The following is a 12,249-nucleotide window of genomic DNA, read 5'->3' on the forward strand; positions in this document are numbered from 1 at the left end:
AGGACGGCCAACGCCGATCATTTTGCCGGAGGATACCGCGTTGTCTGACACGATGCCTCAATTGGACGAAACCTCATTCCGTGCCATCGACCGCGCGAAGCTGCTGGAGCCTGCGCTCTCCTCCCACCCTCCGCGAATCCTGCTGCTCTACGGATCGCTCCGGCAACGCTCGTTCAGCCGGCTGCTGACCGAGGAAGCGGCGCGCATTCTCGCCCGCTATGGCGCGGAGACACGGACTTTCGATCCGCACGGCTTGCCGCTGGTCGACGACGCCGAGCCGGATCATCCGAAGGTCCGCGAGCTGCGCGACCTCGTGACCTGGTGCGAAGGCATGGTGTGGTGCTCGCCGGAGCGGCACGGCGCGATGACCGGCGTGATGAAGACGCAGATCGACTGGATCCCGCTGTCGCTCGGGGCCGTCAGGCCGACGCAGGGCAAGACATTGGCCGTGATGCAGGTCAGCGGCGGCTCGCAGTCGTTCAACGCGGTCAATCAGCTTCGGGTCCTCGGCCGCTGGATGCGGCTGATCACCATCCCGAACCAGTCATCGGTGCCAAAGGCGTTCGCGGAGTTCGACGACACCGATCGCATGAAGCCGTCGTCCTACTACGACCGCGTCGTGGACGTCATGGAGGAGCTCGTCAAGTTCACGCTGCTGACGCGCGACCGGGCGGACTATCTGGTCGACCGCTATTCCGAGCGCAAGGAAAGTGCCGAGGAGCTTTCGAAGCGGGTCAACCAGCGGTCGCTCTGAGCCGGCGCCTGCCGTGGAGCGGCTGCCGACGGCTTACCGTCGGCTTCTGAAAAAAATAAATTACTTGCTATTTTACAGAATTTATGATTGTCTAGCGCCATCCCGCCTCACTGCGGAGGGGCGTAGCGCGCGATCGTCACGACACGCGAGGCGGGGAGCGGTGGCCGCGAGAGATCGCAGCATTCTCTTCAATGAGAGTGCGGACGAACGATCGCTCGCGGACGTGAAGTCGCAGCGTCCTGACACCCCGATGCTGGTGTCACGCTCGTGACAATGCTTCGCATTGCATGGGCAATGGTGGCCAACAAGCCCGGCGCACCAGGGAGACTGCGTATAAGCGTGAAGACCGTCGCGCAGGGAATGCCGGTTGAATCGGCTTTGCCTGTGGTACCTGCCGCCTGCATTTTTTCAGCAGGCGGGCCATGGGTGAGGCCTTCACCCGGCATTCCCTGCGCCCTCTGCATTGTCGCGAGGGACGAACTGATTGCAGACCTCGGGCGCGATGCGCCGCGAGACTGCAAAGCTATGTCGATCGCTGTTTGAGCCGTGAATTCGCCTTGCGAACCGTCGTCGTCCCGGACAAGCCACGGCGCGCGCCAGCGCGTCGGGGCGCCGATCCGGGACCCATACGCCGCGGCCGTCGTGACGAGCAAACGGCCAATGATCAGCCCGGCCCAAACTGCTCCCTGGGGCTATGGGTCCCGGCTCAAGGCCGGGACGACAGCGGAGTGTGGAGCTGCCGTAGGGTGGGCAAAGCAGCCGTCCGCAGGGCGGCAGCGTGCCCACCGTCGTGCCGCGAACGCAGAGCCACATGGTGGGCACGGCGCGCGAGAGAGCGTCGTACCAAGCGTAGGTCACGGTGCGCCTTTGCCCCACCCTACGCACCGTGCCCCGCGATGTGGAGGCGTGGACTCCTGCCCTACTGCAAACTCAACGCCACGAAGCGCAGCTCGCCGTCGGCGTTGGAGACGAGCAGCAGCACCGACTTCTTGCCGTCCTTCTTGAGCTGGTCGACGCGCTTCTTGATGTCGACGCCCGAGGTCACCGCCTCCTGGGCGACCTCGACGATGACGTCGCCGGCCGACAGCCGCTTCTCGGCGGCATCGGAGGCCTGGTCAACGCCGGTGACGACGACGCCCTTGACGCTGTCCTTGATCTTGTAGCGGGCGCGCAGGTCCTTCGACAACGCGGCGAGATCGAGCCCGAGCGCCTTCTGGGTCACCGGCTTCTCGGCCGGCTCGTCCTTCTTGATCGCCGCCTGCTGCACCTTCTCGGTATCCTCGAGCCGACCGAGCTTGACCTTGAGCGTCTGCTCCTGGCCCTTGCGGATGACGATGACGTCGACCTCCTTGCCGACGGCGGTGTCGGCGACGATGCGCGACAGGTCCTTCGGCTCCTTGATGTCATGGCCGTCGAACTTGACGACGACGTCGCCCGGCTCGATGCCAGCCGGCTTGGCCGGTCCCTTGTCGTCGACGCCGGCGACCAGCGCGCCGCGCGCCGGCTTGATGTTGAGGCTCTCCGCGATCTCGTCGGTGACGCCCTGGATGCGCACGCCGAGCCAGCCGCGGCGCAGCTCGCCGAACTGGCGCAACTGGTCGACGACGCCGGCCACGGTCTTCGATGGCACCGCGAAGCCGATGCCGATCGAGCCGCCCGACGGCGAGATGATCAGCGTGTTGACGCCGATGACCTCGCCCTCGAGGTTGAACAGCGGGCCGCCGGAATTGCCGCGGTTGATGGCGGCGTCGGTCTGGATGTAGCTGTCATAGGGCCCCGACGAGATGTCGCGGTTCTTGGCCGAGACGATGCCGGCGGTGACGGTGCCACCGAGGCTGAACGGGTTGCCGATCGCGACCACCCAATCGCCGAGCCGGAGCTTGTCGGAGTCGCCGAACTTGACGACGGTCAGCGGCCGCGGCGGCTTGAACTTGAGCACCGCAAGGTCGGTCTTCTTGTCGACGCCGACCAGCTCGGCCTTGATCTTGGTGCCGTCGTTGAGGATCACGTTGATCTCATCGGCATCGGCAATGACGTGGTTGTTGGTGACGACAACGCCCGAGTCGTCGACGATGAAGCCCGAGCCCAGCGAGTTGGTGCGGCGTGGCGAGTTGTCGGCACCGCCCCGGCCGCCCGGACCGCCGCGGCGGTTCTTGAAGAAGTCGTCGAAGAACTCCTCGAACGGCGAGCCCGGTGGCACCTGCGGATTGGCGTTCCGCCCCTCGGACGAGCCGCCCTTGGGCTCGACAGTCTGCGAGGTCGAGATGTTGACGACGGCGTCGATCACCTTTTCGGCGACATCGGCGATCCCCTCCGGCCCCCGCGCCGAGGCCGGGGCCGGCGCGAGCGCCCAGCCCGCGGCAAGAACCGCCGCGGTCAGGATCGGGCGCAGTCGACGGCTGAAAGCAAGGGTTGCGGTCATCGGGCGGATCTCCAGAAAAGTCGGCAAATTCAACCGTTACAGTGCGCCGGAACCGGCGGGGGACGCAAGCACGCCGGATCGGACCGCAGATTCATCATTGAGGGCGACCTAATACGGCAAAATGGCGCAGCCATCGCCTCACAATGGCGTTGGCCGGCCGGCGGACCGTCGTTTGCCGCGGCCGCCCCTCGTTCGGCGAACGCGCAAACGCACAACAATCCGCCGCTCAGATCGGTCGCCGGATCACCCAGATCAGGACCAAACCGGCCACCGCGGAGCCGATGCCGACCGCGCGCAGCACGTTGTCGGGCGTGGTCATCGCAGTCTTCATGGCCCGCCGCATCCACTCCGGACTGGCCGCGAACATCAAGCCTTCGAGCACGAACAGGATACCTAATCCGATGAGGAAATCGGAAAACGCAATGGACCTCATCGGACCCGGACCTCCCGTTCAACCTTCTTGATATGTAACGGGGCGAAGCAACGGCTTCGCCCCGTCCATGTCAACTCCTATTCGCCCGGATCAACCGCCCTGGGCATCAGGCAGGTGCCATCAGGGCTTGGGCGCCGGCACCGCGACGGCCGCGGTCGAGCCGGCGGTGGACGAGGTCTCCGCCGCCGGCTTCCCCGAGGGGTTGGCGAAGTAGCGGAAGAACTCCGAATCGGGCCGCAGCAGGAAGCGGGTGTCGCCGGATTTCAGGCCGTTCTCATACGCCGTCATCGAGCGATAGAAGGCGAAGAAGTCGCGGTCCTTGCTGTAGGCCTCGGCGAACAGCCGGTTGCGTTCGGCATCGCCGGCGCCGCGGGTCTGCTCCGCCTGCGAGTTGGCCTCGGCGACGATCACGGTGGCCTCGCGATCGGCCTTCGACCTGATCTCCTGGGCCTTCTGGCCGCCGAACGCCCGGAACTCCTCGGCCTCGCGCTGCCGCTCGGTCTTCATCCGGTTGTACACGGCCTGGCTGTTGGCCTCCGGCAGGTCGGCGCGGCGGATGCGGACGTCGACCACCTGGATGCCATAGGCGTCGGCCTCCTTGTCGAGCTGATCGCGGATCTTGCGCATCAGGCCCTCGCGCTCGTCGCGCACGACTTGCGTGAAGGTGACCTCGCCGAGCACGCGGCGCAACGAGGCGTTGAGCAGCGTGCCGAGCTGGACGTTGGCGGTCTGGATCGAGCCGACGCTCTGGTAGAATTGCAGCGCGTTCTTGATCTTGTAGCGCGCGAAGGCGTCGACGACGAGCCGCTTCTGGTCGAAGGCGATCACTTCCTGCGAGGGGTTCTCGAGGTCGAGGATGCGCTTGTCGATCGAGATCACGTTGTCGATGAACGGCGCCTTGAAGTTCAGGCCAGGCTCGGTGACGACGTCGACCGGCTTGCCGAACCGCACGACCAGCGCCTGCTCGGTCTGCTGCACGGTGAACAGCGAGCTGTAGCCGATGACGACGAGCACGAGCACGGCGACGAGCGCGACGATGCCTGCAACGGGGGACCTCATCGGACGCCTCCCTGCTGAGCGGCCGGCGCCGTACGGCGCGGCAGAAGATCGCCGAGCGGCAGCAGCGGCACGGGGCCGCCGGAGGCACCGCTGTCGAGCACGAGCTTCTCCGAGCCGCCGAGCACGCGCTCCATGGTCTCGAGATAGATCCGTTCGCGGGTCACGTCGGGCGCCTTCTTGTACTCGTCATAGACCTTGAGGAAGCGCGCGCTCTGGCCCTTGGCCTCGGCGATCGCCTGCTCCTTGTAGCCTTCGGCGACCTGCAGGATCTGCGCGGCGCGACCGCGCGCATCCGGCACGACCTTGTTGGCGTAGGTCTGGGCTTCGTTCTGGAGACGCTCGAGGTCGGCACGCGCCGCCTGGACGTCGCGGAACGCCTCGATCACCTGGGCCGGCGGATCGACCTTCTGCATCTGCACCTGGGTGATCTGGATGCCGGAGCCGTAGTTATCGAGCGTCTTCTGCATCAGCTCCTGCACGTTCTGCTCGATCACGGTGCGGGCGCCGGTGAGAATCGGCTGGATGTTCGACCGGCCGATCACCTCGCGCATCGCGCTCTCGGCCACCGCCTTCACGGTGCCCTCGGGGTTCTGGATGTTGAACAGGAAGTCGGCGGCGCCCTTCGGCTTGATGCGCCAGAGAACGGTGACGTCGACGTCGACGATGTTCTCGTCGCCGGTCAGCATCAGGCTTTCCTCGGGGACATCGCGACCGCCGCGGCCGCGCCGGCCGGGATCGTCATTGGCGGTGATGCCGATCGAGATCGAGTTGACGCGCAGCGCCTTGGGCAGCAGCACGGTCTCGATCGGATAAGGCAGGTGATAGCGCAGGCCCGGCTGCTCATCGCGGACATATTTGCCGAAGCGGAGCACAACGCCGAGCTCCTCGGACTGCACGCGGTAGATACCGGAGGCGAGCCAGATGATGATGGCGCCGAGCACGATCAGCAGGACGCCGGCGGTGCCGAAGCCGCCACCGGGGATGAACTGCTGCAGCCGGTCCTGGCCGCGCCGCAGAAGATCTTCCAGGTCGGGCGGCCTTGGACCGACCGGTTGCGGTCCCGAGCCCCAGGGCCCCTTCGGACCCTGACCCCACGGGCCTCCGCCCTGATTCTTCCACGCCATCGATCGATCTCCTCCGAGAGGCTGAGTGTGCACCAACGCCGGCCCCGACGGTCGCCGGGTTATAAGGGACGGCCCCGCCCCTTACAACGTAGCGCTCCAGCTAAGCCCGAACCGGGTTTTGTCAATGTAAACAGGGCCGGAAGCGCCGGTTTGCCGCGGCCTCAAATCCGCCACGCGGCCAAACAACGCGACTTCATCATTAACGGACGGTCTTGAACGGCCGTCGCGCCGGTCCCACCGGCAAACGCTCACCGCCGCCGGCGATAGGTGACGTAGGAGAATTCGGCCTGATCGTCAGGCCCCGAGGCATGGCGCTCCCGCGCCACCTCCTCCCATTGCGCCGCGTCGATCGCCGGAAACACGGTATCGCCCGGCGGGCTCGCATGCACCTCGGTGATCTCCAACCGGTCGGCGATCGGCATCGTCGCAGCAAAGAGCTCGGTGCCTCCGATAACCGCGATCTCCGCGGCTGAACGCCGCAGCGCATCACCACGCGCGATGCCGAGCGCTTCATCGACGGTATGGGTCACGATCGCGCCCGGCGCGCGAAACTCGGCATCGCGGGTGACGACGATGTTGGTGCGGCCCGGCAGCGGCCGGCGCGGAAACGAGATGAAGGTCTTGCGGCCCATCACGATCGGGCGGCCCATGGTCATCGCCTTGAAGCGCTGCATGTCACTCTTCTGCCGCCACGGGATCGCACCGGCGGCGCCGATGATGCCGTTGTCGGCGACTGCGACGATCAGCACGATCTCGATCACGGCGCCCTCTCCGCGAGCTGAGCGAGCGCCTCGCCCATGACCTTGCAGAGCTTCCAGTCGTCCATCAGCTCGGCACCGAGCGACTTGTAGAAGGTGATCGACGGCGCGTTCCAGTCGAGCACCGACCATTGCAGCCGCGCCCAGTTGCGCTTGACACAGGTGCGAGCGAGATGGCCGAGCAGCGCCTGGCCGATGCCGTTGCGGCGGAACGCTGGGCGAACGAACAGGTCCTCGAGATAGATGCCGGGCTTTCCGGCGAAGGTGGAGAAATTGACGAACCAGACCGCAAAGCCCGCGACCTCGCCGTTCCACTCGGCGATGTCGCAGAACAGCGTGGGATGCGCGCAGAACAGCGCCGCGGCGATGTCCGCCTCGCTGGCTGAAACCTCGTGCGAGAGCTTCTCGTAGTCGGCGAGCTCCCGGATCAGCGCGAACACGCTTCCGATGTCGTCAGGCCGGGCGCTGCGGATCGACAGTGGCATGCGTCAGACCGCGACCTCGGCCTTGATATGCGGATGCGGATCGTAGCCGGCGAGCGCGAAGTCCTCGTAGCGGAAGCCGAAGATGTCCGTGACGTCCGGATTGAGCGTCATGGTTGGCAGCGGACGGGGCGCGCGAGTGAGTTGCAGCCGCGCCTGCTCGATGTGGTTGGAATAGAGATGCACGTCGCCGAAGGAGTGCACGAATTCGCCGGGCTTCAATCCCGTCACCTGCGCCACCATCATCGTCAGCAACGCGTAGGAGGCGATGTTGAAGGGCACGCCGAGGAACACGTCGGCCGAGCGCTGATAGAGCTGGCACGACAATTTGCCGTTCACGACGTAGAACTGGAACAGGCAGTGGCAGGGCGGCAGCGCCATCTTCTCGACATCGGCCGGGTTCCAGGCGGTCACGATCAGCCGGCGCGAATCCGGGTTGCGCCTGATCATATCGATCACGCCCGCGATCTGGTCGATATGGCCGCCGTCCGGCGTCGGCCAGGAGCGCCACTGATAGCCGTAGACGGGGCCGAGATCGCCATTGGCATCGGCCCATTCGTCCCAGATGGTGACGCCGTTGTCGTGCAGATATCCGATGTTGGTGTCGCCCTTCAGGAACCACAGCAGCTCGTGCACGATCGCCTTCAGCGGCAGCCGCTTGGTGGTCACCAGCGGAAAGCCGGCCGCAAGGTTGAAGCGCATCTGGTGGCCGAACACCGAGAGCGTGCCGGTGCCGGTGCGGTCATGCTTCTCCGCGCCGTCGGACAGGATGCGTTCGAGCAGGTCGTGATACTGGTGCATGGTGCGCGCTGGCGGCCTTTCGCAGAAGGCGGCGAATTTAACGGCAGGAATCGCCCGGCCCTAGCCTCGACTCGGCCCGGTCACCAATTATACCCTGAAAATTGTCGGCCGCCGCAGCAAATGACAAGGGCGGAACCGCGCGTTCCGCCCTGCCCCTTCTGCCCCTTCCGCCTCGATGGTCGTCTCGCGCTAGCTCACCGGCTTGAGCACCGCGGTCCATTTGATGATTTCCGCCTTCACCAGCGCCGCCAGCGCTTCCGGCGTGCGGTCCGCAGCACCGGGAATGACGCTATCGAACTCAAGCAGGGCTTGCGGACGCCCTCGTCGTCGAGCGCCTGGGCCGCGGCGGCGTTGAGCTGGCCCGCGAGGTCAGCCTTCGCTTTCCACGAAAACCTCGTCGCGCTTGCGGCGCAGCGTCGGCAGCACCGCCAGCACCAGCAGCCCCGCGGCAATCGCGAGCAGCACGGCGGACAGCGGCCGCGTCAGGAACACCGACCAGTCGCCGCGCGAGATCAACAGCGCGCGGCGCAGGTTCTCCTCCATCAGCGGCCCCAGCACCATGCCGAGCAGCAGCGGCGCCGGCTCGAAATCATGCTTGATCAGCCAGTAGCCGACGAGGCCGAACGCGCCCGCCAGGACGACGTCGACCGGCGCGTTGTTGACGGAGTAGATCCCGATCGCGCAGAAGATCACGATCGACGGGAACATCAGCCGGTACGGCACGCGCAAGAGCCGCACCCAGATGCCGACCAGCGGCAGGTTGATGATGATCAGCATGAGATTGCCGATCCACATCGAGGCGATCATGCCCCAGACTAGGTCGGGCTGCTTCTGCATCACCTGCGGGCCCGGCACGATGCCGTGGATGGTCATCGCGCCGACCATCAGCGCCATGACCGCATTCGGCGGAATGCCGAGCGTCAGCAGTGGAATGAAGGAGGTCTGGGCCGCCGCATTGTTGGCGCTCTCCGGCGCCGCGACGCCCTCGATCGCACCGCGACCGAACCGCGACGGATCTCGCGCGAGCTTCTTCTCCAGCGTATAGGCCGCGAACGAGGCGATCACCGCACCGCCGCCCGGCAGGATGCCGAGGATCGAGCCGAGCACCGTGCCGCGCAGGATCGCCGGCGTGGAGTCTTTCAGATCCTTCCGGGTCGGCATCAGGCCGGTGATCTTCTTCTGCACGAGGTCGCGGTCCATCTCCGCGCCGGCATCGAGATTGCGGATGATCTCGGCAAAGCCGAACACGCCCATCGCGACGGTGGCAAAGCCCAGGCCGTCGGCGAGCTCGGGAATATTGAAGGCCATGCGCGAGACGCCGGTCTCGATGTCCGAGCCGACCATCGACAGCAGCAGGCCGAGCACGATCATTGCGATCGCCTTCAGCACCGAGCCCTTCGCCAGCACGACTGCGAAGATCAGGCCCAGCACCATCAGCGAGAAATACTCGGCTGGGCCGAACGCCAGCGCGAGCTTGGTCAACGGCGCGCCGAGGATCGCAATCAGCACGGTGGCAACGCAGCCGGCGAAGAATGAGCCGATCGCGGCAATCGCCAGCGCCGGACCGGCACGGCCCTGCTTCGCCATCTGGAAGCCGTCGAGCGCGGTTACCACCGACGTCGCCTCGCCAGGAATGTTGACCAGGATCGACGTCGTCGAGCCGCCATACTGGGCGCCGTAGTAGATGCCGGCCAGCATGATCAGCGCGCCGACCGGCGGCAGGCCGAAGGTGATCGGCAGCAACATCGCGACGGTGGCGATGGTCCCGATGCCCGGGAGAACGCCGACCAGCGTGCCGACCAGCGCGCCGATCAGGCACATCAGCAGATTGATCGGCGACAACGCGACGGCGAAACCGTGGGCGAGATTTGCAAACAGATCCATCACGCCCTCACTGCAAAAGGAAACGCGGCAACAGCGGCATCGGCAATCCCAGCACGTAGGGGAACAGCAGCGCGCAGCCGCCGGTCAGGCAGATGCCAACGATCAGGGCCTCGCGCCAGCGCGTCTCGGGGCTGCCGATCGCCGCGATCAGGAAGCTTGCAAGCCCCGTGACCAATAGTCCGAGCGGGCGAATGGAGACGGCGAAGGTCAGGATCGCGAGCGAGACGAACAGCGGTCCGCGCCAGTGATAGGTCGCAAGCTGCGCGCCTTCACTCACGACGCCGATCACGGCCACGGCAGCTCCGAGCCCCAGCAGCAGCAGACCGAACATCCGCGGCGCAGTTCCGGCACCGAACGAGAAGCCGCGCATGCCCTGCAGATCGCTGGAGGCCCACAGCGCGAACAGCGCGATCGCCATCAGCACGACGCCGCCGAAATAGTCCTGCGGCGCGCGTGGACGTACCATGAATGTGAACACCGCGACCGCGATCAGCGGATAGGTGTAGATGAGAGCCAGCAGAATATCGGAAGACAGCGAGGTCTTGCCGCTTGCGGCATATTGCTGCGCCAGGCTCGGGATCGCCATTGACAAGGCCGACGCATGGGCCGCAATGACCTGCAGCGGACCGCGTCCGGATAGTGGCGCCACGAGACCAGCCAAGGCGATCAGCAGTTCGATGATCTGTGGCGCGAAGGCAAGGACCAGAATGATCGATGCGCCGGTTGCGCTGCGGGCAGCCGGCATGCCCGCCGTTTCGCCCGACAATTGGCCCGTGGTCTCGGCCATGCCTCGCCCTCCCCGATCGGCCTTGATGGCCGGCACTGTTTTCGTTCGGCGGCCCGGAGCAAACCGGTCGCGCTTCTATTTTGCCTAGCGACTTTCCCTAGAGAAGGCCAGCAAAACCAAGACAGCCGCCCGCGGCGAGCAGCCAGAGCGGATTGAGTCGCGTCATAGATGCAACGACTGCGGCAAGGACCGTCAGCGCGAACGCCCGCCACGTCTGGTCGGAAGCCTGACCGAGAATCCATGCGCTCGCCGCCATCAAGCCGATCGACAGCGGCACCAGCGTCGCCTGCAGAATGGCGGGCCAGCGCGCATCCCGCGCATTCGAGAGCCAGCGGCTGACAAAATAGGAGAGCACGGCGGTGGGACCGCACATCGCGATCGTCGCGACCGCCGCACCTGCCACGCCTGCAACCGAATAGCCGATCAGGGTGACGATCAGAACGTTGGGCCCGGGCGACAATTGCGAGAGTGCGAACAGATCGGCGAACTGTTTGTCCGTCATCCAGTGCCGGGCCTCGACTGCAACACGTTGCAGTTCGGGAATCGCCGCCACTGCGCCGCCAACCGCAAACAGCGAGATCAACGCAAAGGTCCAGAACAGCTGGAACAGCGGATTGTCGTCCCCGCTCATCGTGCCCGCCGCGTCTTGGCATAGGTGACGGCAAGGCTGAGCGGCACGGCCACCAGCAGAACCTCCTGAAGCGGCAGGCGCGCCAACCCGATCGCCACGAACACGCCGGCCACGACGACGAGGCCCGCCAGGTCGCTCTTCTTCAGGAGCGGCGAGATCATGCGAAACACCACCGACGCCAGCAGGCCCACGGCCACGCAGGACACGCCAGCAAGCCCCCGTCGCCACGTGTCGGCTTGTCCAAAATGACCGTAGATGGCGCCGAGAGAGGTGATCAGCAGCATCGGAGGCCCGAGCAGGCCGGCAAAGGCAGCGAGTGCGCCGGGGACACCGCGCAACCGCGCGCCGAACACCACGGAGAAATTCACGATGTTGGGTCCGGGCAGGAAATGGCAGAGCGCGAAGGTCGCGTTGAACTCCTCCGCCGTCATCCAGCGATGCTCATCGACGATTGCACGCCTGGCGAACACCAGCACGCCCCCAAAGCCCGACAGCGACATTTTCGCGAATGCGAAGAAGAGCGTGCGAAGGTTGGGCGGGTGTTTGGCGATGTCGGCCGCGGGAGAGGCAACCCGCGCAACTTCGGAAGGCATGCCGCACTGTAGGAGGACAAAAACCAGAATGCCAAGGTTGAACCAGAGGGTTCCCGGCAGCCGCCCACATTTTTGTCGCGTGCCGCGGCGTTTCGGCCCTGTGCATCCGCCGGCCGGGGGCCTATATAGAACCTGCCGGCTTGCCGGCTATGGAAATAAATCGCCGTCGAAATAAACCATTCGGACCCGGGGGCGGTACCCGGCGCCTCCACCAAAGCCCATCGACAGATGGGTTTTGGCGGGGGCGAAATAGGATCGACGAGGGCGTAAAGGGCGAGCTTTTTCCCGGTATTGTTCCGCCGTTATCGGGCTACTGCAATAGTTGCCAACGACAACTTTGCTCCGGTTGCTCAGGCTGCGTAACGCAGTTTGAAAGACCACCTTAAAGTCCTAACGGGTTAAGCTCCGTTAGGCGGGGTTCGGAGGCACCTGGCAACAGAAGCCTCCACTTTCACGTTCCTCCGCTTTAACCTGTCTCCGCTTTAACCCATCTCCGCTTCAGGGCCGTGCTGTCCCCAGCT

At 65.6% G+C, this 12,249-nt stretch carries 12 protein-coding genes, 1 other RNA gene and 1 pseudogene; 2 read left to right on the forward strand and 12 right to left on the reverse strand.

Features of this window, described 5'->3' with window-relative positions; translation table 11 throughout:
• Positions 1-52 precede the first annotated feature (52 nt).
• Positions 53-754 carry an arsenical resistance protein ArsH gene (gene arsH, locus QX132_RS13185; protein ID WP_316161649.1) on the forward strand — a complete coding sequence of 234 codons (702 nt, stop codon included), beginning with the start codon at positions 53-55 and terminating at the stop codon, positions 752-754.
• A 919-nt stretch (positions 755-1,673) separates the two neighbouring features.
• Here the strand turns inward: arsH and QX132_RS13190 are convergent.
• The 12 genes and pseudogenes from QX132_RS13190 to QX132_RS13245 all read right to left on the reverse strand — a co-directional run bounded on the left by QX132_RS13190 (position 1,674) and on the right by QX132_RS13245 (position 11,728).
• Positions 1,674-3,176, reverse strand: coding sequence for a Do family serine endopeptidase (locus QX132_RS13190; RefSeq protein ID WP_315736881.1), 1,503 nt, complete (start codon positions 3,174-3,176; stop codon positions 1,674-1,676).
• Between the two features lie 226 nt (positions 3,177-3,402).
• Positions 3,403-3,609, reverse strand: a complete 207-nt coding sequence (locus QX132_RS13195; protein ID WP_008960820.1) for a DUF2065 domain-containing protein — start codon at positions 3,607-3,609, stop codon at positions 3,403-3,405.
• Between the two features lie 120 nt (positions 3,610-3,729).
• Complete coding sequence (gene hflC / locus QX132_RS13200; protein ID WP_315736879.1) at positions 3,730-4,668, reverse strand: protease modulator HflC; 939 nt, start codon at positions 4,666-4,668, stop codon at positions 3,730-3,732.
• Positions 4,665-5,792 carry an FtsH protease activity modulator HflK gene (gene hflK / locus QX132_RS13205; protein ID WP_315736878.1) on the reverse strand — a complete coding sequence of 376 codons (1,128 nt, stop codon included), beginning with the start codon at positions 5,790-5,792 and terminating at the stop codon, positions 4,665-4,667. Before hflK ends, hflC begins: the two co-directional genes overlap by 4 nt.
• 248 nt (positions 5,793-6,040) lie before the next feature.
• Complete coding sequence (locus QX132_RS13210) at positions 6,041-6,553, reverse strand: dihydrofolate reductase (RefSeq protein WP_315778705.1); 513 nt, start codon at positions 6,551-6,553, stop codon at positions 6,041-6,043.
• A complete protein-coding gene (locus QX132_RS13215; protein ID WP_316161437.1) occupies positions 6,550-7,035 on the reverse strand; it encodes a GNAT family N-acetyltransferase in 486 nt (161 codons plus the stop codon). Before QX132_RS13215 ends, QX132_RS13210 begins: the two co-directional genes overlap by 4 nt.
• A 3-nt stretch (positions 7,036-7,038) precedes the next feature.
• Positions 7,039-7,833: a thymidylate synthase gene (locus QX132_RS13220; RefSeq protein WP_316161439.1), complete on the reverse strand. Its 795-nt coding sequence runs from the start codon at positions 7,831-7,833 to the stop codon at positions 7,039-7,041.
• A gap of 189 nt (positions 7,834-8,022) precedes the next feature.
• A pseudogene (locus tag QX132_RS13225) lies at positions 8,023-8,201 on the reverse strand (tripartite tricarboxylate transporter substrate binding protein BugD); the annotation flags it as partial.
• A gap of 1 nt (position 8,202) precedes the next feature.
• A complete protein-coding gene (locus QX132_RS13230; RefSeq protein WP_315755143.1) occupies positions 8,203-9,717 on the reverse strand; it encodes a tripartite tricarboxylate transporter permease in 1,515 nt (504 codons plus the stop codon).
• Positions 9,718-9,724: 7 nt separating this feature from the next.
• Positions 9,725-10,504, reverse strand: a complete 780-nt coding sequence (locus tag QX132_RS13235; protein ID WP_315778709.1) for a tripartite tricarboxylate transporter TctB family protein — start codon at positions 10,502-10,504, stop codon at positions 9,725-9,727.
• A gap of 97 nt (positions 10,505-10,601) precedes the next feature.
• Positions 10,602-11,135 (reverse strand): chromate transporter, encoded by a 534-nt coding sequence (locus QX132_RS13240; RefSeq protein WP_315778710.1) that lies wholly within the window; start codon positions 11,133-11,135, stop codon positions 10,602-10,604.
• Positions 11,132-11,728, reverse strand: a complete 597-nt coding sequence (locus QX132_RS13245) for a chromate transporter (RefSeq protein WP_316161442.1) — start codon at positions 11,726-11,728, stop codon at positions 11,132-11,134. Before QX132_RS13245 ends, QX132_RS13240 begins: the two co-directional genes overlap by 4 nt.
• A 95-nt stretch (positions 11,729-11,823) precedes the next feature.
• Here QX132_RS13245 and ssrA point away from each other — a divergent pair.
• Positions 11,824-12,178: a transfer-messenger RNA gene (ssrA, locus tag QX132_RS13250) on the forward strand.
• Positions 12,179-12,249: the final 71 nt, after the last annotated feature.

The organism is Bradyrhizobium sp. SZCCHNRI20481 (genome assembly GCF_032485055.1).
Lineage (GTDB): Bacteria > Pseudomonadota > Alphaproteobacteria > Rhizobiales > Xanthobacteraceae > Bradyrhizobium.